Below are 19,691 nucleotides of genomic sequence, written 5' to 3'. Positions count from 1 at the left end.
TGTAACCGTCAAGGTTATTTAAGCAGCTTGTTTCGTTCGCCTTGCTTTCAAAGCGGGTGCAAAATTACAACCCGTTCTCTTCTTGTGCAACACTTGAGGGAAAGTATTTCAAAACTTATTGCCGAAGCAGTTTGAAGTAGCTTTCTTTCTCCTCCCCTTCGTTAAGGAGCCGCAAAGATACGTTGAAGAAGAGAAGCCGTGCAAGTGATTTGAAAGTTAATTTCGAAATCTTTTCGCGTAAAGTGAAGATGATAAATCAACCTCGCTTCGTCTCTTTCTTCCGCGTTTCTACCGAGGCATTCCTCGTTGCGGGCCGCAAAGGTACGATGAAGAACTTCAGTTAAACAAGCGATTTAGAAAGTTATTTCTAAATCTTTTTGCTTGTCTGAGAAGCAGCTCAAAAGATGCTTTTCGACCTTGTTTTCACCGTTCTACCACGAGACGTTTCTCACGGAGCGGACGACAAAGATAAGGTACTCCGCATGACGTGCGCAAGCGTTTCGATACTTGTTTTCCCTAATCAGCATTATCAGTTTAAATGCTTAACCCCCGACACCCCGCATCTGGCTTATCTTCTCTGCACTCCCGATAGCTATCGGGATCGCGCAAAAAATTTTAATTAAAAATCTCACTAACGAAGGAGCGCCCGAATTGAGCGATGTTCGTTGTGGACATTAGCGCCAATTCCTGACCTACGGTACTCTCCCCATTGAGAAAACTGAGCAGCCTGGGCGTAGGATTCCGCTGAAAAAGATCAGTAAAGACCTGATCGCCGGGTAAGCGATTGTCCTGGAGGATTCTGAGAATGGTCGCATCGTACATTATATCACGATTGCGCCACGGTTTCGGAGGGGTGGCGGGGAATGAATCGGCCAGCTCAACAAGTTGCCGTTGCAGACCATAAAAGGTATAGCCCGTACTCGGCCGCGCCGCACCCCCGCGCAGACCTATGTATATAAGGTTACCATCCCACCGCGGAAAAGGGTAGGTCGTCATGGGGATGTTCCCATTTTCGTAGTGCTCGATCGTGTAAGGTTGCACCGTCCAGTGCTCCTTGATGTAATTACCAATCAGCCGATCGTACTCTTCCATCTTTAGGTGGACATTACTGAAGATCGCGATCTCTACTACTGCTTCCGTCTTACTGAAAGGCAAGACGTACAGGAAACGGGTTTCATTCTCCTGGGGTGTGCGGAAATCCATCAGGGCGGCAACACCTGGGTCAAAGATCTCTTCTTCCGTCTTCACGTACCAGCCCCGGAAGTGCTGGTCGAGATAAGGTTCCTTGATTTGGCGCGGACGCAGGTGCAAGGGAATGGAGGAAAAAGCATGGTTTACTTGGTAGGCTTCCTCCCCTACCCTGAACGTTACTTTGTCGGAGTGACCCTCTACGTCACTGGCTACCTGCTCAATTCTGGTTACCGCACCAGAATCGTCAATGACCATGTTTACGTGTGCGTAAAATTCGCTGCTGCGTATGAGCTTATATACGTAAGGATGCAACTTACAATTCAGATCACGGTCCCGATCGTGCACCGTCACCTCGTGCCAGCGGTGGAAAACCTGCGCCTCGAAGGGACCGGGCTCCGTTTCCCAGAAAGACCAGGTACGGTCGTGAGCAGACTTGCGTCCTTCGGGGTCAACCAGCAACGCCTTCTTCCCTTCTAGCTTTCCCGCTTTGATGAGGTGATACAATACACTCAGTCCGGCAAGTCCTCCACCCAGGACGGCGATATCGTATTCCTTATTCATAACAGGATATTGAGGACGACAAAGAAGAAAAGCTGTGCGAAGAAGTAGATTAATAGTAGCGGACTACGGAAGCGGATCTTAAGTAAATGTAAGGGTAGGGAGATCATGAAGGCGACCAGCGCCCAGGCAAAGTAATTCTGAAGTGGGATGTCAACCGCGGCCCAATTCCAATAGTCAAGCTTAATGGCGACCGGTTCGATAACTACATCGTACAAGGCAGTCAGCGTTCCAGCAACTAAGGATACGATAACGGAGCGTAGAAGGAAACTCTTATTATTCTTGGCGGGGTCTCCGAATATTCTCACCGCTAATTCATTACAGGCGAGGGTGAGTGCGCACCAGTTCAGCGCGATGACGAAGGGAACGTCGAGCCACTGTGCCCACATGGTTGGTCCGTAGGCATACTCCCCAAAGATGGCACCGGTTGCTACCCCAATGGCTTCCGTAGCGAAGGTGAATACGTAAGCAACGACTAACCACCAGAGCAATGCGTCATCTCGATTACGCACGTAGATGGTATACAGCAGTACACCGTTCAGCACTAGCAGTAAGCCGTCCGTAGTGTAGCGAGTGATGGGCAATACGGCGGGGAGCAAATGTGCTAGCGTGCCCGAGGCAAAAGCAAATAACAGAAAAGCGCCGAAATAGCGCTCAAATGTCGACAGTACAGTCGGGGAAACAAGTTTGGAGTCAGTACTCAAGCCGGACGAAGATTTACAGTAAGTTGAAGCGATGCTTTACGGCACTGCTGGCCAGCAGGTAGACCTTACGGCTATCCGGGACGCGAATACGCTCGTCGGCGATTTGCGTAGCGGGAGAGTTTTTAATCTTCTGAAAAAGCTTGGTGTAGTACACGTAGGCTAGGTAGACACCGAGGCGGGCGGAATGCGGCAGTTGCTTTATCCCCGTATAGGCAAAATCGAAATCAGCTTTGATGTCCGCTTCGATCTCTTTCTTAACCTCATTCGTGAATTTATTGTAGTCCACGCCTGGGAAGTAGACCCGGCCGCGCTCTTCGTAGTCGCTCTTGATGTCCCGGAGGAAGTTAATCTTCTGGAAGGCTGAGCCCAGCGCGCAGGCCGGTGCTTTCAGTCTTTCGTACTCCGCCACGTCGCCATCGAGGAAAACCTTGAGGCACATCAAGCCAACGACTTCGGCGCTACCGTAAATGTATTCCTTATAGAGCCCATCGTGATAACGGCTTACTTCGAGATCCATCGCCATGCTATCCAGAAACGGATCGATCAGATCGCGGCCGATGCTGTAACGGTTGGCTACTTCCTGGAAAGCCTGAAGTACGGGATTCAGACTGATGCCTTCTTCGATGGCTTGATAAGTATCGCGCCGGAAGCGAGCTAGTAACTGTTCCTTGTTATGTCCGTGAAAAGTATCCACGATCTCATCGGCAAAACGCACGAAGCCGTAGATGCCATAGATCGGGGCACGCAAAGGCTGGTCGAACACACGGATACCCATGCTAAAGCTGGTGCTGTAGCGGCGGGTAATCAGGGATGCGCACTCCCTACAGGTTTTTTTATAAAGATCAAGCATGCTGAACGACTGGCTGGGGGTAAGGGGTAAGATCTTTCTTGCCGGTGATGTCTGTATGAACGTCGCGAGCGGCTACTTCGCCCGAGATGATGCTGGGGGGCATTCCGGGGCCGGGGGTAGTGAGTTGGCCGGTGTACCATAGATTTTTCAGCTTTTTACTGCGAAGTTTCGGTTTGAGGAAGGCAGTTTGGGTCAGGGTATTAGCCAAACCATAGGCATTACCCCGGTAGGCGTTGTAGTCTTCCTTAAATTCTTTGTGGGCGAACCCTCGTTTGTAAACAACGTGAGGACGAATGTCTACACCAGTTCTTCCCTCAAAACGATCACACATCAAGTTCCAGTACTTCTCGCGCTGCTCTGGCGTGTCTTCAATCTCGGAGGCAAGGGGTAAGAGGAAAAATAAATTCTCTTTGCCTTCCGGGCCGACGCTAGGGTCGGTGATGGAAGGGGCGCAGACGTAGAAGAGGGGATCTTCCGGCCAGGCCGGTTCGGTATAAATTTCGTGGGCGTGCCGATCGAAATCCGCATCAAAGAACAGCGTGTGGTGGTGGAGGTCGGGAATTTTCCGATCTATCCCTACGTAGAAGAGCAGACTCGAAGGTGCCATCACGCGCTTTTTCCAGTAAGCTTCGTTGTAGACTCTGTCTACTGGATCAAGGACCTGCTGCTCGAAATGGTGGTAATCAGCTCCGCAAATGAGTACGTCCGTTTGGTAGACAGAGCCGTTGGCAACCGTAACGGTTTCGACCTTGCCTTTCTTAGTTTGTACACTCGCGACGGGGGAACCAGCAATAATCTCGACTCCCAAGCCTTCCGCCACGGAAACCATACCTTCGATGATCTTGTGCATGCCGCCCATCGGGTACCAGGTGCCTAACTCCAGGTCAGCGTAGTTCATCAGACTGTAGAGCGCAGGCGTATCGGCGGGCGTTGCCCCGAGAAACAGGACGGGGAATTCCAGCAGCTCGCGCAATTGCGGATGCTTAAAGAGTTTGCGGACATAGGTAGACATATCGGTCAACATCTGCAGCTTCATCGCGGCTTTAACGACGCGGAAATCCGCAAAGTCCAGGATGCTGTGCCCAGGTTTCTGGACAAACTCACCTAGACCCACACGGTATTTGTACTCCGCTTCGGAAAGAAATTTTTTGAGGTTGGTGGAGCTACCTGGCTCGAGTCTTTCGAAAAGCGCGTACAGTTCTTCCGTAGAGGCGGGGACGTCCATGCGGTCACCTTTGCCGAAGTAGATCTCGTAGCTCGGGTCGAGCCGGATAAGGTCGTAGTGCTCCGCGGCGGAAGAACCAAAATCGTTGAAGAAGTCTTCGAAGACCTGCGGCATCCAGTACCAACTGGGCCCCATATCGAACTGAAACCCTTCGGCGGAGAAGGTCCGGGCACGACCACCCAGTCCTTCGTTTTTCTCGAGGATGCGCACCTGATAACCTTCGCGAGCGAGGTAGCAGGCGGCGGAAAGGCCGGAGAAACCGGCGCCGATAACGGTGATTTGTGTCTTCAAAAGAGGTTAGTTAATCCCCGGTGTAACCGCAAAGTACCAGACTAGTTTTGGGGGGAGGCTCCTTTGGAAGTAATCTAGCGATTGAGAAGTAAGAGCTCTAAGCGACAGTAACAGTCACAATTAACCACAAAGCATTATTCCGCTTTTGGCGTGCCTACTTCTTTATTGCCATCCGAAGGTTTCGCCTCCTTCTCCTTTTTCGGCTTGTTGTTGAACTTGCTCATTGTGTTTTGCAGTCCGTGGCCGCAGAAACTCAGTACCATCTCGCCGGCGGTTTTGACCAAGTCGGGTAAGCCTTTACGTTCTGTCTCCGTCCATTCACTCAGGACGTAGTTAGCTTGCTCACCGGGGTGGAAATCGCGCCCGATGCCGCAGCGGAGGCGGGCATACTTATTGCCATCGTTTAGTTGGTCGATGGATTTCAACCCGTTATGACCGGCATCAGCGCCTTTACCTCGTAGACGGATGTTGGCAAAATCCAGGTGGAGGTCGTCGACAACGACGAGTAGGTTTTCTTTGGGGATACCTTCCTTTTGGAGCCAGTAACGAACGGCCTTACCACTCAGGTTCATAAAGGTGTCCGGCTTAAGTAGTAGCACTTGTTTACCCCGGTGCTTGATCCGCGCCAGTTGACCGTGGCTGACATTTTGCCAGTCGCCGGCTAAAGATTCGATGACTTTGAAGCCAATGTTGTGGCGGGTTTCGGCGTATTTATCTCCGGGGTTGCCGAGGCCGACGACTAGGAACTTCATGGGGTTGGGGGTTGCTTCCGCAGTTGGCTCTGACAACAGGTTGAATAGCCGGCGGAGAAAGGTGCGCATGGGACAAAGGTAGCTGTTCTGCGCGTTGCGGAAACGGCACCGTCGCTACTCAGCTCACCCCACCGGGGTAAGATAGGTGGTACGTTGAATCGTTGCCTACCCACAAACCTAGCACCTGCGTCCGCGCCCTTAGCTCCAGCGTGCCCCCAACTCGTCAACGACGGCCCAGAGCTCGGAAAAGTCGTTGATGGCAAAATACTTGTTTTGAACTTCGGAAATAATGAAATCCTGTTGGAGCACCGCATCGAGATCGAAGGGAACCACTTCTACTTTCGAATCGTTAAACACGTGTAATACCTCACCGTAGCTGCTACAAATGCCCGCGCCGTACACCTTCAACTCGCCGTGCTGGCGGATGACGCCGAACTCGATCGTGAACCAGTAAAGGCGTTGCAGCTGGGTAATTTTCTCCTCGTCGTCGTGGTATTTGACGCCGAGCGCTCCGAGTTTCTGGGCGAAACTGGCGTAGTCGGCATTCAGGTAGAGCGGGATGTGGCCGAAGATGTCGTGGAACATGTCGGGCTCTTCGATGTAGTCGAGCTGCTTTTCGGTGCGCAGCCAGGTGCTGGAGCAGAAGCGCTTATTCGCCAGTAAACCGAAGAACTCATCGACGGGTAAAAATCCGGGGACCACCTTGATCGACCAGCCGTAAGCGGCTTTGAGTTGCTCGTTCAGTTCGTCGAAGCGGGGCGGTTGCTCCGGAGAAATGACCGGGTGAAGGGCTTTGACACAGTCATTGTACTCTTCACAGGCGTAATCGCTCAGCGTAGTTAGTTGCCGGGCGGTTAATTTTTGCCAGACGGCATAATCGGCTGGCGTGTAGGCGGAGTAGTCTTGAAAAGGGCTGAAGGTGGCGGTCATGGTGGTGGCTTTATTATAGAATAAAGATAGCGTGGCAAATGTTGTTCGAGCAACTTAATTTTGACATCGATGAAGTTTCACTTTTTCCGCACCCCCGGGATGTTTTAACACGTCCAGTACCAACGATTCATAATCACACCGACGTCTACTAGCAAAATAGCTAAGAATGAAATATTGTCTCTTGTTTCTGCTGGTACTCAGTTCAGTAGCCAGCACGCTCTCCGCTCAGTACACGGGCTTTAGTCTCGGTCTAGAGGCAGGTAAAAATGCCGCCGAGGTTAGTCATGAATTCGCGTACGGTATCCGCCTAGATTACCGGGTTCCCATTAACCCCGCTTATACGTGGGTAATCAGTGCCGGCGTAGAAAGAACAAATATGGACTGGGAAATCGCGGCACCCCGTCCGGAGATGCCTTCACGAATTTATGTTTCGGACTATTCAACCCTGCCCGTTCTGGTGACTGGCCAGGATGATCGGTTGACTTTCGCAACTGGCGTAGAACGGAAAATAGGCGACTTACGACTAGGCTTACAATTGAGGGGTGCGCGGCGCTTAGGTAACGGGTCGGCAATCGTGGTGAGTATCCCCACCCAGCCATACGAACGGCTTCCCGGCCCTTACAAAACTTTCGACGCTAAGTTTGATGAAGCGATCGTCTACGATGCCCGAGTTGCCGACGATGCGGATTACGCGGTGACGTCCGGAAAATTCAGGCTACAAACGGTAATTACTACCTATTTCGATATCACCTCAAAACTATCGATTGGACTCCGGTATGGTTTTGACGCTTTTATTAAATCCGAGGCTAAAGTCCTCTATTTCGACTGCTTTTGTAGTTTCCCCGACTCACCCAATATCACCTTTCAAGGGCAGCCAGCCGGCGTTGCCTACAGAAGTAGTACCCGCGAACACCAACTAATGGGCTCCATCAACTATGCGTTCTAGTACAGGCCTAAGCAAGAACTTCCTCAATTCGTCACCAGCGTCCCCACCTGCTCCCCAAACATAATCTTGCGGAGGTTAGACGGCTCGTTGATGTCGAATACTATGATGGGCAGGTCATTTTCGCCGCAGAGCGCAAAGGCGGCCTGGTCCATGACCTGCAAGCCTTTTTGCATCACTTCCTTATACGTAATGTGGTCGTACTTCACCGCGTCCGGGTCTTTTTCTGGGTCGGCGGAGTAGATACCGTCGACGCGGGTACCCTTGAGGATGACGTCGGCTTTAATCTCGTTGGCGCGCAGGGCGGCGGCGCTGTCGGTGGTGAAGTAGGGATTACCCGTGCCGCCGGAAAAGATCACGACGCGGCCTTTTTCGAGGTGGCGCATGGCGCGGCGGCGAATGTAGGGCTCGGCGATCTGCTCCATCTTGATGGCGGAAATGAGGCGGGTGTACACGCCGTGGGTTTCCATCATACTCTGGAGGGCCATACCGTTGATGACCGTGGCGAGCATCCCCATGTAGTCGCCCTGGGTCCGTTCGACGCCGGATTCCGCGGCGCTCAGGCCCCGGAAGATATTCCCGCCACCAATGACCACGGCGACCTCCACGCCGATGTCGATGAGGTCCTTAATCTGCTTGGTGTAATAAACCAGCATTTTGGAGTCGATTCCGTATTGTTGGTCACCCATCAGGGTTTCGCCACTCAGTTTCAACATTACTCGACGGTACTTCAGGGCCATGGCGGGGGTTGGTTTGTTCGATGGACAAAGGTAGATATTCGGGCGCGGTTACACGATTAAATCGGGATTAACTGTCGCGTCGCGCAGGTGCAAAGGGCGAGTTTTTCTGAGCAATGTTTGAGGGGCAAATTCAGTATACCTTTACGGGAATTACGGGCGTTATCTACTCTCCACCGCTCTTCCCCCACCAACCTTGCACTCGCCGTATGGCCAAATTCTTCTACTTCTCCGCCGCGTTTTCGCTGTTAACTATTCTGGGCTGCTTGGGTAATGCTGAAGGTGAGCGCTTGTTTGAAGTACAATACCCGGTTCATGACTTCGTCATCCCGGCCGGCCAGCAGAGCAACAGCACGATAGTGGCTCCACAAGCATCGCTGCCGACTAGGTTTGCCGAGGAAATCGCCCGAGCGAACGTTACGGCTGATGACATTGATCTAATCGGTGGTTTTCGCGCCCGTGTAGTGTCCCTGACCGGCGACAATTTTAATGAGATCAGGCGCATCGAACTACGCGCCTGCCCCCTGGGCCAGCGGACTGGCTGCGACCCAGCCCAACTCATTTTTACCGTGGACGACCTCGTCAATCGCAACTTGAGAACCGTCAACCTTAACCCCAGCCTCGTCAACGCCCGGGAGACCTTTCTCGGCGAACAGATGCGGGTAGAAGTCGTGCTTTTCCCCGTAAACGTCACCACAATATCATTTGACGCCCGCCTCGAATGGTCCGTACAGGCCGTCGGCGACCTAGATTAGCGTAGCCTCAATTACCTACCTTCGCGCCAGAATTACCTGGCCTTATGCCCCGCAAGACTTTACACCTAGTTACCGATACCGACGACGACCGCCCCATTTTTGTGGCCGGTACGTTCAATAGCTGGTCCGTGGCCAAAGAGGCTTACCGCCTCCTTCCCTCCGGCCAGCCCAACGAATACTCCGTCGACGTTGACCTGCCGGAAGGTACGGACCGCGTCGAGTACAAGTACACCCGGGGCGGTTGGGAAGCCGTCGAGCTGGGCCCCTACGGCGCAAGCACCTTCAACCACACGCGGTTCGTGGCCGAAGACTGGTCCGTCCCCGACCTGGTCGTCACTTGGGCCAACAAAGGCCTGAACTACCGCGACGAGTTGCTACCGAAGATCGAGGTCCTCAGCGAAAAGTTTGAGATTCCCACCCTGATCCGCACCCGCCGGATCGCCGCCCTCCTCCCCCACGACTACTACGAAACCGACAAACATTACCCCGTACTTTACCTACAGGACGGACAAAACCTACTGGAGGAGCACGCCCCCTACGGCTCCTGGGGCGTCGATAAGCGCTTGGCTAGCATGGCCGCTAAAGGGCAGGGTGACCTGATCGTCATCGCCATCGACCACGCCGCCGATAAGCGGGTGAGTGAATTCACGCCCTCATTTAATACGCGCCTGGGCAAAGGAGATGGCCGTGGATTTGTAGACTTCCTCGTCAAGCACCTCAAACCCTACGTCGACCAGCAGTTCCGGACGCTCACCGGACCGGAACACACCGGCGTCGGAGGTAGTTCCATGGGTGGCCTGCTGAGTATTTACGCCGGCATTCTTTACCCCCGGGTGTACGAACGCCTGATGATCTTTAGCCCTTCCCTGTGGGTGACGCCAAAAATTCCTTTTCACCTGATGAAAATGTCGGACAAATTTCGCGGCAAAATATACCTCTACGGCGGAGAAGCGGAAAGTAAGACGATGGTCAGCAACATGCGACGCTTTCGTCGGGAGTTGGAGAAGCAAACGGAAAGCGACCAGGTGGACTTCCGGGTGGAGGTTGACGAGCACGGGCAGCATAATGAGGCTCGGTGGGGGGTGGAGTTTCCTAAGGCGGTGGAGTGGCTCTTTTTTAACAGCTAGTAATGATAGTAGCGCTATGCGCAGTATGATATAGTATTAATTCTTACTTGACTGATCTTTCGCACGGAAATTTTTAGCGCAAAGGCTAGCTTAGAAAGACGAACACAAAAGTCACAAAAGAAGAAAGCGAAGCACACAAAAATGGTCCGCTCTGCTTGAATTCTGTTTTGTGTTTTTTTCCTTTTGTGTTTGTGTGGTAAAAATCATTTTGGGCCTCATGCAGTGCTCAATACGTAAGGTCAGTTACTTGATGATTACTTCTTCCAGATAATCCTCCCCGAATTCCTTATTCAGCCGGTCACGAATCCCCTGACGCACGGTCATCATTTGGGCGCGGAGCGGCGCATTTTTGACGTACACGTAAAGCCGGCGGTTACGAACCATAATGTTATTAGTATTCTCGGCAACGTGCTTCCCAAAAAAGGGTTCCCAAACCAGCCTGATGCGGGCCTTGAAGTAGCCGGCCTCGTTCTCTTTGTTAGCGCGGAGCATGCGTAGAAAAGCATCCTTAACGGTGAGGGTCTCTTCGGAGCGTTGGTTTCTCTTACTTTTCATGCTTCTTCGGCTGCTGCGGTTACTTGCCCGTCCCGGACCAGAAATCGTTTCCAAGCCGTTTCTTCGCCACCTTCGATGAGCGCGGTGACGCGTTCCGGATCGGTGTCGGAGAGGAAGACCTGTCCGAAGCCGGCGCTGAGGACGAGGCCGAGGAGTTGGCGGACGCGGTCGCGGTCGAGCTTATCGAAAATATCGTCGAGCAGTAAGATAGGGGTTCTGCCGGTGTTGGTTTCTAGGAGGCGGTACTGGGCGAGTTTTAGGGAGAGAACGAAAGATTTTAGCTGGCCCTGGCTGGCGACGCGGCGTAAGGGGTGGCCGCCCTGGGTGAAGACCAGGTCGTCACGGTGCACGCCGCCGGTGGTGCGTTGGAGGAGGCGGTCTTTTTCCCGGCGCTGCTGCGTCACTTCCGCCCAGGTAGTATCGTTGAGGTGACTTCGGTACGTGATGCCTACTTCTTCCTGCTGGCCGGAGATGACGGCGTAGGTGTCGGTTAAGATGTCCGTAAAGGGCGTGATGAACTCCCGACGTTTCTCGTGGAGGTAGGCGGCGGGCTCGGCCATTTGTTGGTCGTAGACGTCGAGCAAGCCGGTGGGGTCTTTGCGGCCTTCGAGTTCCTTGAGCAGGGCGTTCCGGTTAGTTAGCAGCTTGTTGTAGGTGATGAGTTGGTTGAGGTAGGTCGGGTTGGACTGGCTCAGACTATTGTCCAGCAACCGGCGGCGGAGTTCGCTGCCTTCCAGGACGAGGTTCGTATCGTCCGGCGTAATTACGACGACGGGGTAGCGGCCCACGTGCTCGGCGAGGCGCTCGTAGGCCGTGCCGTTGCGCTCGATGATCTTCCGTTTTCGCTTCTGGACTTTGACGACAATTTTGTCGCTGGCCCCCGTTTCGCCACTCGTGAACTGCCCCTCAAGGCGGGTACCCTGGTCGCCGTGGCGGATGGCGTAGGCGTCGGGGCTGGTGCTGAATGATTTGCCCATGCAGAGGAAGTAGATGGCTTCGAGGAGGTTTGTTTTACCGGCACCGTTTGGGCCTACGAAGCAGTTCAGCCCCGTGCTCAAGTCCAGTTTTTGGGACTCGTAGTTTTTGAATTGGGTTAGTTTTAGGGATTTTAGTTGGATGGGGTGGTTTTTTAGCTTCGCTGCTGCCTGCGGCGGTGGCGCGGTCGCTGGTGCAAGGTTTTTTTTGGAGGAACGGGGTTTTGCCTCTGGCAGCGCTCCGCGGGTTTCCAGAGGAAGTGGAGGAAGAAAAAGAGGAAGAGGGAGGAAGAAGTGTTGCAGCTGTCCTATCTTGATGCTGGTACTATTGTTCTGTGCGCACAGTAAAGTTGTCAGTAGTTTACACCGCCACATCATGCTCCCGCAGCGCCTGGTTCAAGCTCGTTTTCTTATCCGTACTCTCTTTTCGCTCGCCGATGATTAGCGCGCAAGAAACCTGGTAGTCACCGGCGGGGAAGGACTTCGTGTAGCTACCGGGGATGACGACCGAGCGGGGGGGTACGTAACCCCGGTGGGTCACCGGCTCGCTACCCGTCACGTCGATGATGCGGGTGGATTTGGTGAGGACTACGTTGGCACCGAGGACGGCTTCTTTACCGACGCGGACGCCTTCGACGACGATGGAACGGGAACCGATAAAAGCATCGTCTTCGATAATCGTGGGCGTAGCTTGGAGGGGTTCGAGGACACCGCCGATGCCGACGCCGCCGGAAAGGTGAACGTTGCGGCCGATCTGAGCGCAGCTTCCTACCGTGGCCCAGGTGTCGACCATGGTGCCGGAACCAACCCGGGCACCGATGTTGACGTAACTAGGCATCAGGATGACGCCCTTTTCCAGGTAGGCGCCGTAGCGGGCTACGGCGTGGGGTACGACGCGGACGCCCTGACTGGCGTAATCTTTTTTGAGCGCCATTTTATCGTGGAACTCGAAGGGGCCGACTTCGATTGTTTCCATCTCCCGGATGGGAAAGTACAGCACGACGGCTTTTTTGATCCACTCGTTCGCTTTCCATTCTCCTCCATCGGCGGGCTCGGCGACGCGTAGGCGGCCTTTATCGAGCTCTTCGATTACGTAGTTGATCGCCTCCTGGGTAGTGGTTTCTTTGAGGAGTTCGCGCTCGTTCCAAGCGGATTCGATGATGTTCCGTACGTCCTGCATCTTGTTGTTTTGGGGATATTTTAATGGGAGGCCAAAGATGAGAAACTTTGGGGAATACGTGCGGATAGACGGTGACCCACTTATGCTTAACGGACATACCTCGGAAACACTCTTTGGCCGGCACTGTTCCCCAAACTAAAAGCTCCTAAATCATGGCCAACAAAACCAACCCCAGCATTCCCTACTGGCACGTTTACACCGACGAAAAAGGCATAAGCCGCCAAAAACTACGCCACCTCACCAACTTCGAACTCGAAAGCATGGGCGGCGGCTCCGGCGAACAGTGGAACAACAAACTGATGAAGGGCGCTACTCAGATCATCTTTAGTGAACTCCCCGCCGATTTCGACGGCGATTGGCACGAGAATCCGCAACCTCAGTGGATCATCCCGCTCACCGGCGGCTGGTGGGTTGAAACGATGGATGGCCAACGGGTGGAGATGCGCGTCGGCGAACTCTCCTTCGGCGCGGACCAGGGCACTACGGACGAGCAAGGACACAAGTCGGGCGTACTCGATAATAAGCCCTGCACAATGATGATCGTCCAGTTTACGGATCGGGAAGAATTGAAGGGTGGTAAGGTTGCACCGGATGAAATTTGAAGTCTGAAGTCTGTGGTCTGTGGTCTAGAGTCTGTGGTCTGTAGTCTGCGGTCTGTACTAGAGACTACAGACCTTAGACCACAGACCCTGGACCACAGACCCTAGACCTTTTTTACCATTCCCTTCACATCCGCCACCCCGGTAAATACGTTCCTTATCTTTGACCGCCCAAACCATCGACCATGAAACAAGTCCTACTTTTTGCACTCGCCGTTTTATTCCTGACGCCGAATGCCCGGGCGCAGGAGGTTAATCTTTGGAAGACGCTTTCCAAGATCACCTACGAAAAGAAGTACGACGACCTGCTCGGGTTTAAGGTCGACGTGCCGGTGTTCAGCAAGGACATTGAGAAAATGGAGGGTCAAGTAGTCGAGGTAAGTGGGTACATCGTGCCGGTTGAGGGGTACAAGAGTCACTCGGAATTCGTCTTCAGTGCCTATCCTTATAATATGTGTTTTTTCTGTGGCGGCGCTGGCCCGGAGACGGTCATGGAAGTTACCAGCACGGAACCGGTGAAGTACACTACGGATAAAGTCCGGCTGAGAGGTAAATTAGTCCTCAACAACGATGACATTAATCGCCTGATGTACGTACTCGAAGAAGCTGAACTGATAAAGGAAGGCGCGGGCAGCCGGTAATACTTTTACGACCTTTGCGTTTTCGTTTATCTAAAACGCCCGTTCGCTTTGCTCCTACCCCATCTTCCCAGGTTTGTCGTATTGTTATTCGTGGCTACGCTACTTTATGGTTGCGGTCCCGACACCACCGATCCCATCCTCCCTGCACCCGCGACCGCGCAACCGCACAACCTGCCGGATGTTCCCGTGCCTAGCTTTTCCGCCGATAGCGCCTACGCCTATGTTGCCCGCCAAGTCGGTTTCGGCCCACGCGTAATGAATACCCCCGCGCACGACCGGACCCGAGAATGGCTCGTGGCCAAACTAAAAGCCTTCGGCGCCGAAATTACCGAGCAGAAATTTACCGCCACCGCCTACGACGGCACTACGCTGAACAGCACCAACATCATCGCCCGCTACAATCCGGAAATGACCGACCGGGTCCTCCTGGCCGCGCACTGGGATACGCGCCACGTGGCCGATAGCCCGCTCGAAGACGACCCCAAAGCGATCGTTAATGGCGCGGACGATGGTGCGAGTGGCGTCGGCGTCCTCCTGGAAATCGCCCGCCAGTTAAACATTGCGCCACCCAACATTGGCGTTGACATCGTTCTCTTCGACGCCGAAGACTACGGCGATTCCGGCGCCGTGGAAAGCTGGGGACTAGGCGCGCAGCACTACAGTAAAAACCTGACTGGCACTCGCCCCCGCTACGGCATCCTCCTGGACATGGTCGGCGCGAAGGACGCTCGTTTCGCCATCGAAGGCGTCAGCCAACGCTTCGCCCCGGCGGTCGTCGACAAAGTCTGGAACCTGGCCGGAACCATCAAAAAATTCGCGCCCTATTTCCCGAAAGAAGAAGGCAAAGCCGTCACCGACGACCACTACTTCGTCAACACCATCGCCCGCATCCCGATGATTGACATCATCAACTTTCGCAAAGACACCGAGACTGGCTTCGTTAGCCACTGGCACACCGACGATGACGATATGGACAAGATCGACCGGGAGACGCTTAAGGCGGTTGGCCAGGTGGTTACGGCCGTGGTTTATCGGGAGGGGAATGGGAGTTTGTAGGCTTGTAGGCTTGTAGGCGGTAGGCGGTAGGCGGTAGGCGGTAGGCGGTAGGCGGTAGGCGGTAGGCGGTAGGCGGTAGGCGGTAGGCGGTAGGCGGTAGGCGGTAGATAATGAAGTCCGCCAAATACTCTACGGCTTCTAAAGCATAATTCGAGAATTATCTACCTTGCTGAACACCAAGCCTAACGCGGGCAACACCTACCGCCTAATTCTTCCTACCACCTACCGCCTACCGCCTAATCTTCCTACCGCCTAAAAATGCGCGAGACCGACTTCATCAACAAAAACCAAGAAAAGTGGAAGCGCTACGAACGCGCCCTCGAAGGAACCGACCAGGACCCGGACCTCCTCACCGAGCTCTACATCCACACGACGGATGACCTTTCCTACTCCCGCACCTTCTACCCCAACCGGTCCGTCCGTGTCTACCTCAATAACTTGGCGCAGCGGACTTTCTTGCAAGTCTACAAAGGCCGTAAGGGCGAGACGAGCCGCTTTTTTTCCTTCTGGTCGGACGAACTCCCCCGCACGGTTCACGCCAGCCGCAAGCCGTTGCTGATCTCCCTGATCATCTTCCTGCTCGCCATGCTGATCGGCGTGGTTAGCTACCGGATCGACAGCTCTTTCGCCGAAACGATCATGGGCCAGCAGTATATGGACATGACGCAGGCCAACATTGCCGGTGGTGACCCGATGGCGGTGTACAAGGAAACTTCGCCCTACAAAATGGCACTGTCCATTACCGTCAATAATATTTACGTAGCGCTGATGACCTTTGTGTCCGGTGCTTTCTTTGCCGTTGGGTCCGTAGTCCAATTGTTGCGCAACGGAATCATGGTCGGCGTTTTTCAGTATTTCTTTTACGACCAGGGCGTTTTTCAGGAGAGCTTCCTGACGATCTGGATCCACGGCGCACTGGAGATCAGTAGTATCGTGATTGCCGGAGGGGCTGGCCTGACGATGGGCATGGGCCTGCTTTTTCCAGGGACGCTCTCGCGCTTCGAATCCTTCAAACGCTCGGCTCGCGATGGTTTGAAAATCATGCTGGGGCTAATCCCGATTTTTATTGCCGCCGGCTTCCTGGAAAGTTATTTGACGCGACACACGGAGCTACCGGATGCGATTCGGGCGCTTTTCATTCTGCTCTGCTTCGCTTTCATTTTCTGGTACTATTACTGGTACCCCAAAAAAGTGGCGGCCTACCCCGCCGAGCGGGAGTACGCATTACCCCGTAAAGCGACGGAGAAAGACAAGGTGGTCAGCCGGCGGCGCATCCGCGGGGCGGGAGAGAACATGGAGGCGAGTCTTTCCATTGCCCGGCAGTCGGCGGGGCTGCTGTTTGGCGGGTCGGCGGCGATCGCGCTTGTTTTTACCGCGCTGTCGCTCTACTTTTTTGGTGACGAAGCTTATGCGCGGTACGCTTTCAGTAGCGAGTTCTTGCTCGGTGACTTGCGTAATTACCACGAACTTTTCACGACTTGGTCGCGCGACCGCAACGTCACCTACCTACTGTTGGTCGCCGCCTATTTTTACGGTGTATTCCGCCTATCGTCCCAAATCTTTTGGCGCGCGACGGACATCAAAATCCTGCCGGCCAGTTGGCGGTCGGAAGCCTACCTGTTTTTAGTTGGATTATGCGCCGCGTGCGTGCTTTCTTTTGGGTACATAACGACGGCCCTTGCCACGCTTTTCCTACTACCGTTTGTCTTCATCCTGGCCTACGCGGGCTATTCTGGTCTGTCGGGCGTGAAGGAGACGTTGGGAAATACCCTGCGTAATTTTGGTGCCGTCATTCCGAATTTTTACCTCATTCTGGTCATGGTGGTGCCGCTGATGTGGCTGATCGATACGGCTCTTGGTGGTCTGCTATTCTCCTTCCTCGACTGGGTCATCTACGCTGACGCGGCGGAACTCGACAACCTGAACGCAGTCCTCCAGACGGCTCTCTACGCGTACATTTTTACGCTCATGTTCGCCCTCCTCGCCGTCTCTTTTGCGCTTATTGCTTACAAATTGCGGGAGATCAACCACGCCGACGCGCTGCTACGGGAGATCGAATCGGTGGGGACGCGACGCAAGTTGCGGGGTTTGGAGATGGAATAATGAGCTACTTATTCTGGGTATTAGGGCGCGGTCGCGGGTGCAAAGGTGACGAGTAGAGGAGCAGAGAGATTTGGGTACGCCGATAAATATTTCGCCCCGGGCTACATTGTTACCCGAAAATTACGTGAAGACGATTGGAAATCACGTAATTTGCCCGCCACGTCGGCCGACTCGAATTACCCCGCCGAACTGATCGCCAAGCGCTACGTTGTCAACGTACACCGCGCGGCTTTCCGCCCGAATTTGACCAAACAACCAAAAACTTTAAACGCCTAATGGATACCCTCAAACAGAAATTTGCCGACAAGGCCCTCTCCCTTTATACAGAAATGCGCGCGATCAGCAAGGAAAGCGGCGACAAAGTAGTTGCGGAGGTGACCTTGGGGCAAATCATGAGCGGCGCCCGGGGCATCAAAATGATGCAGTGGGAAACGAGCGAACTGGACGCCAACGTTGGTATCCGCTTTCGTGGCCGTTCCATTCCCGAGATTAAGCAACTCCTCCCCTCCGGCCCCCAGGGCGAGCCAAAACCTGAAGGTCTTTTCTGGCTGATGCTCACGGGCGAAGTCCCCACCAAAGAAGAAGTAGACCAGCTCACCGCCGATTGGCACGGCCGGTCTGAAGTCCCGCAGCAGTGCTACACCGTCCTCGATAGTCTCCCCGCCGATACCCACCCGATGACGCAGTTCACGATCGGTATCATGGCCATGCAAGGCGATAGCATCTTCGATAAGCGCTACGCTGAAGGTCTTTCCAAGTCTGATTACTGGGATGCCGTCTATGAAGACAGCATGAACCTCATTGCCCGCCTCCCGCGCGTAGCCGCTTATATCTACCGCCGTGCCTTCAAAGATGGTAAGCACATCGAGCCGGACACGAGCCTGGATTACAGTGCCAACTTCGCGCATATGCTGGGTTCGGATGACAAGGACTTCCGTAGCCTAATGCGCCTTTACCTCACCATCCACGCCGACCATGAGGGTGGTAACGCTTCGGCGCACACGGTTCACCTCGTCGCCTCTACCCTCGCCGACCCCTACCGCTCCCTCGCCGCCGGCATGAACGCGCTGGCCGGACCGTTACACGGGCTCGCCAACCAGGAAGTAATTAAGTGGATCTTCGAAATGATCGACTCGCTAGGAACAAAGACACCCTCCAAAGAACAGATCGCCACGTACGTGCAGCAAACGCTGGACGAAGGGAAGGTAATCCCGGGCTACGGCCACGCCGTTCTCCGCGAGCCCGACCCCCGCTTTACTTCCCAACGCCGTTTTGCCGAGCAGTACATCAAGGATAGTGACCTGATCGATACGGTTTGGAAAATCTTTGACGTAGTTCCCCCCGCACTGCAGGCGCTCGGAAAGGTAAAGAACCCCTGGCCGAACGTCGACGCACACTCCGGTGCGCTACTCGTTCATTACGGTTTTCCGGAATTCAGTTTCTACACCGTGCTCTTCGGCGTCAGCCGTGGCCTCGGCGTACTGGCCGCCGGTATCTGGAGCCGTGCTTTGGGCATGCCGCTCGAACGGCCGAAATCCGTCACGTCCGACTGGATCAAGGCACAGGCCAAGAAATAAGTATCTACCTGCGTCGCAATTATGCGCGTAGACCTGCGTCAGTTCGAAAAGAAATCGGACTGATCCCACCAAACTAAGACAATTAAAACGCTCCCCCATGAACGTACCCGCTAACCTTTTCTACACCGAAGAGCACGAATGGGTGTTGATCGAAGGCAACATCGCCACCGTCGGTATTACTGATTTTGCCCAGGAAGCCCTGGACGAACTCGTGTACGTAGAGGTTGAAACCGTAGGTGAAGATTTAGATCGCCACGAAGTATTCGGTACCGTTGAGGCGGTAAAGACGACTAGCGATCTTTTCCTGCCCATGGCCGGTAAGATTATCGAGTTCAACAAGGAGCTCGACGAAAACGATGGTGACAATCCGACGATGGTCAATGAAGATCCCTACGGAAAGGGCTGGATCATTAAAATTGAGCTCACCGACCCCACAAACAGGGAAGGATTACTCAGCCCGGAGGCGTACACGGAACTAATTTCGTAAAATTTGGTCCCTCACCCACCAAAAGATGACCGGTCGTCATCTTACCCCCAACTGAGGCGCTGGCAACGGCTGGCGCTTATCCTTTATACTATTCTTTTGGCGGCGGTCAGTTTGCTCCCGAGCAGCGGCCTCCCCAAAATTCCGGACTGGACAGAGCTGTTTTCGCCGGATAAAGTCGCGCATTTTGGGGCTTACGCCATTTTTGCGCTATTATTGTCTTTGGAATTATACCAAATCTACTCACGTAGAGGTATTGCTTACTCCATTTTTGTCGCCGCTGCTTTTGGTGCGCTGATGGAAGTGCTACAGGGGCTAACCGGTTTAGGCCGGGAAGCAGACTACGTTGATATGGTCGCCAACCTGATTGGTGCCGTCGTCGGTGGCCTGGTTTTTTGGCTCGCCCTCTTACTTTACACTAAGGCCTACTCCGCGGAGCGGGCTTAACGAATAACTTTT

The 19,691-nt window shown here is 54.0% G+C and carries 21 protein-coding genes; 11 read left to right on the top strand and 10 right to left on the bottom strand.

Features of this window, described 5'->3' with window-relative positions; translation table 11 throughout:
* Positions 1-615 precede the first annotated feature (615 nt).
* The 6 genes from GGR27_RS14195 to GGR27_RS14170 all read right to left on the bottom strand — a co-directional run bounded on the left by GGR27_RS14195 (position 616) and on the right by GGR27_RS14170 (position 6,501).
* Complete coding sequence (locus GGR27_RS14195; protein ID WP_168038420.1) at positions 616-1,752, bottom strand: lycopene cyclase family protein; 1,137 nt, start codon at positions 1,750-1,752, stop codon at positions 616-618.
* The gene (locus tag GGR27_RS14190; RefSeq protein WP_245184666.1) at positions 1,749-2,348 is read right to left on the bottom strand and encodes a carotenoid biosynthesis protein; all 600 of its coding nucleotides are present in this window, start codon (positions 2,346-2,348) and stop codon (positions 1,749-1,751) included. The genes GGR27_RS14195 and GGR27_RS14190 overlap by 4 nt, the downstream gene beginning before the upstream one ends.
* 118 nt (positions 2,349-2,466) lie before the next feature.
* Positions 2,467-3,303, bottom strand: a complete 837-nt coding sequence (locus tag GGR27_RS14185; RefSeq protein WP_168038416.1) for a phytoene/squalene synthase family protein — start codon at positions 3,301-3,303, stop codon at positions 2,467-2,469.
* The gene (locus GGR27_RS14180) at positions 3,296-4,819 is read right to left on the bottom strand and encodes a phytoene desaturase family protein (protein WP_168038414.1); all 1,524 of its coding nucleotides are present in this window, start codon (positions 4,817-4,819) and stop codon (positions 3,296-3,298) included. The genes GGR27_RS14185 and GGR27_RS14180 overlap by 8 nt, the downstream gene beginning before the upstream one ends.
* Before the next feature lie 134 nt (positions 4,820-4,953).
* On the bottom strand, positions 4,954-5,571 hold the full coding sequence (gene pth, locus GGR27_RS14175; RefSeq protein WP_168038455.1) for an aminoacyl-tRNA hydrolase: 618 nt from the start codon (positions 5,569-5,571) through the stop codon (positions 4,954-4,956).
* Positions 5,572-5,769: 198 nt separating this feature from the next.
* Positions 5,770-6,501 carry a phenylalanine 4-monooxygenase gene (locus GGR27_RS14170; protein WP_168038412.1) on the bottom strand — a complete coding sequence of 244 codons (732 nt, stop codon included), beginning with the start codon at positions 6,499-6,501 and terminating at the stop codon, positions 5,770-5,772.
* A gap of 166 nt (positions 6,502-6,667) precedes the next feature.
* On the opposite strand from GGR27_RS14170, the gene GGR27_RS14165 reads away from it, so the two are divergent.
* Positions 6,668-7,447 (top strand): hypothetical protein, encoded by a 780-nt coding sequence (locus tag GGR27_RS14165; RefSeq protein ID WP_168038410.1) that lies wholly within the window; start codon positions 6,668-6,670, stop codon positions 7,445-7,447.
* Positions 7,448-7,470: 23 nt separating this feature from the next.
* Here GGR27_RS14165 and pyrH read toward each other — a convergent pair whose 3' ends face one another.
* Entirely contained in the window at positions 7,471-8,184 is a 714-nt protein-coding gene (gene pyrH / locus GGR27_RS14160; protein WP_209037948.1) for a UMP kinase, read from the bottom strand.
* 206 nt (positions 8,185-8,390) lie between these two features.
* On the opposite strand from pyrH, the gene GGR27_RS14155 reads away from it, so the two are divergent.
* Complete coding sequence (locus tag GGR27_RS14155; protein WP_168038408.1) at positions 8,391-8,936, top strand: hypothetical protein; 546 nt, start codon at positions 8,391-8,393, stop codon at positions 8,934-8,936.
* Positions 8,937-8,980: 44 nt separating this feature from the next.
* Positions 8,981-10,063: an alpha/beta hydrolase gene (locus GGR27_RS14150; protein ID WP_168038406.1), complete on the top strand. Its 1,083-nt coding sequence runs from the start codon at positions 8,981-8,983 to the stop codon at positions 10,061-10,063.
* 243 nt (positions 10,064-10,306) lie between these two features.
* On the opposite strand, the gene GGR27_RS14145 is transcribed toward GGR27_RS14150, so the two are convergent.
* From GGR27_RS14145 to GGR27_RS14135, 3 genes are all read right to left on the bottom strand, one after another.
* Positions 10,307-10,618: a DUF721 domain-containing protein gene (locus GGR27_RS14145; protein WP_168038404.1), complete on the bottom strand. Its 312-nt coding sequence runs from the start codon at positions 10,616-10,618 to the stop codon at positions 10,307-10,309.
* The gene (gene recF, locus GGR27_RS14140; RefSeq protein WP_168038451.1) at positions 10,615-11,736 is read right to left on the bottom strand and encodes a DNA replication/repair protein RecF; all 1,122 of its coding nucleotides are present in this window, start codon (positions 11,734-11,736) and stop codon (positions 10,615-10,617) included. Before recF ends, GGR27_RS14145 begins: the two co-directional genes overlap by 4 nt.
* Positions 11,737-11,953: 217 nt before the next feature.
* Complete coding sequence (locus GGR27_RS14135) at positions 11,954-12,772, bottom strand: 2,3,4,5-tetrahydropyridine-2,6-dicarboxylate N-succinyltransferase (RefSeq protein ID WP_168038402.1); 819 nt, start codon at positions 12,770-12,772, stop codon at positions 11,954-11,956.
* A gap of 152 nt (positions 12,773-12,924) precedes the next feature.
* On the opposite strand from GGR27_RS14135, the gene GGR27_RS14130 reads away from it, so the two are divergent.
* The 8 genes from GGR27_RS14130 to GGR27_RS14100 all read left to right on the top strand — a co-directional run bounded on the left by GGR27_RS14130 (position 12,925) and on the right by GGR27_RS14100 (position 19,679).
* The gene (locus tag GGR27_RS14130; protein WP_168038400.1) at positions 12,925-13,374 is read left to right on the top strand and encodes a cupin domain-containing protein; all 450 of its coding nucleotides are present in this window, start codon (positions 12,925-12,927) and stop codon (positions 13,372-13,374) included.
* Between the two features lie 182 nt (positions 13,375-13,556).
* Positions 13,557-14,012, top strand: coding sequence for a hypothetical protein (locus GGR27_RS14125; RefSeq protein ID WP_168038398.1), 456 nt, complete (start codon positions 13,557-13,559; stop codon positions 14,010-14,012).
* Between the two features lie 48 nt (positions 14,013-14,060).
* Positions 14,061-15,068, top strand: a complete 1,008-nt coding sequence (locus GGR27_RS14120; RefSeq protein ID WP_245184662.1) for a M28 family peptidase — start codon at positions 14,061-14,063, stop codon at positions 15,066-15,068.
* A 258-nt stretch (positions 15,069-15,326) separates the two neighbouring features.
* Complete coding sequence (locus GGR27_RS14115; RefSeq protein ID WP_168038396.1) at positions 15,327-17,171, top strand: stage II sporulation protein M; 1,845 nt, start codon at positions 15,327-15,329, stop codon at positions 17,169-17,171.
* A gap of 150 nt (positions 17,172-17,321) precedes the next feature.
* Positions 17,322-17,447, top strand: coding sequence for a hypothetical protein (locus GGR27_RS20305; protein WP_262887738.1), 126 nt, complete (start codon positions 17,322-17,324; stop codon positions 17,445-17,447).
* Complete coding sequence (locus GGR27_RS14110; RefSeq protein ID WP_168038394.1) at positions 17,447-18,748, top strand: citrate (Si)-synthase; 1,302 nt, start codon at positions 17,447-17,449, stop codon at positions 18,746-18,748. Before GGR27_RS20305 ends, GGR27_RS14110 begins: the two co-directional genes overlap by 1 nt.
* Before the next feature lie 97 nt (positions 18,749-18,845).
* Positions 18,846-19,235 (top strand): glycine cleavage system protein GcvH, encoded by a 390-nt coding sequence (gene gcvH, locus GGR27_RS14105; protein WP_168038392.1) that lies wholly within the window; start codon positions 18,846-18,848, stop codon positions 19,233-19,235.
* A gap of 3 nt (positions 19,236-19,238) precedes the next feature.
* Positions 19,239-19,679, top strand: coding sequence for a VanZ family protein (locus GGR27_RS14100; protein ID WP_168038390.1), 441 nt, complete (start codon positions 19,239-19,241; stop codon positions 19,677-19,679).
* Positions 19,680-19,691 lie beyond the last annotated feature (12 nt).

Origin of the sequence: Neolewinella antarctica (assembly GCF_011927835.1) — a bacterium.
Taxonomy (GTDB): Bacteria; Bacteroidota; Bacteroidia; order Chitinophagales; family Saprospiraceae; genus Neolewinella; species Neolewinella antarctica.
Note: the sequence above shows the minus strand (reverse complement) of the source record. Positions and strands in the feature narration are given on the sequence as shown.

Excerpts from the sequence above, each read along its gene's own strand:
- GGR27_RS14165 (WP_168038410.1), top strand. The coding sequence starts at position 6,668 with ATGAAATATTGTCTCTTGTTTCTGCTGGTACTCAGTTCAGTAGCCAGC.
- GGR27_RS14185 (WP_168038416.1), bottom strand. The coding sequence starts at position 3,303 with ATGCTTGATCTTTATAAAAAAACCTGTAGGGAGTGCGCATCCCTGATT.
- GGR27_RS14155 (WP_168038408.1), top strand. The coding sequence starts at position 8,391 with ATGGCCAAATTCTTCTACTTCTCCGCCGCGTTTTCGCTGTTAACTATT.
- GGR27_RS14125 (WP_168038398.1), top strand. The coding sequence starts at position 13,557 with ATGAAACAAGTCCTACTTTTTGCACTCGCCGTTTTATTCCTGACGCCG.
- GGR27_RS14150 (WP_168038406.1), top strand. The coding sequence starts at position 8,981 with ATGCCCCGCAAGACTTTACACCTAGTTACCGATACCGACGACGACCGC.
- pth (WP_168038455.1), bottom strand. The coding sequence starts at position 5,571 with ATGAAGTTCCTAGTCGTCGGCCTCGGCAACCCCGGAGATAAATACGCC.
- pyrH (WP_209037948.1), bottom strand. The coding sequence starts at position 8,184 with ATGGCCCTGAAGTACCGTCGAGTAATGTTGAAACTGAGTGGCGAAACC.
- GGR27_RS14170 (WP_168038412.1), bottom strand. The coding sequence starts at position 6,501 with ATGACCGCCACCTTCAGCCCTTTTCAAGACTACTCCGCCTACACGCCA.
- GGR27_RS14110 (WP_168038394.1), top strand. The coding sequence starts at position 17,447 with ATGGATACCCTCAAACAGAAATTTGCCGACAAGGCCCTCTCCCTTTAT.
- GGR27_RS14115 (WP_168038396.1), top strand. The coding sequence starts at position 15,327 with ATGCGCGAGACCGACTTCATCAACAAAAACCAAGAAAAGTGGAAGCGC.
- GGR27_RS14135 (WP_168038402.1), bottom strand. The coding sequence starts at position 12,772 with ATGCAGGACGTACGGAACATCATCGAATCCGCTTGGAACGAGCGCGAA.
- GGR27_RS14130 (WP_168038400.1), top strand. The coding sequence starts at position 12,925 with ATGGCCAACAAAACCAACCCCAGCATTCCCTACTGGCACGTTTACACC.
- GGR27_RS14195 (WP_168038420.1), bottom strand. The coding sequence starts at position 1,752 with ATGAATAAGGAATACGATATCGCCGTCCTGGGTGGAGGACTTGCCGGA.
- GGR27_RS14145 (WP_168038404.1), bottom strand. The coding sequence starts at position 10,618 with ATGAAAAGTAAGAGAAACCAACGCTCCGAAGAGACCCTCACCGTTAAG.
- gcvH (WP_168038392.1), top strand. The coding sequence starts at position 18,846 with ATGAACGTACCCGCTAACCTTTTCTACACCGAAGAGCACGAATGGGTG.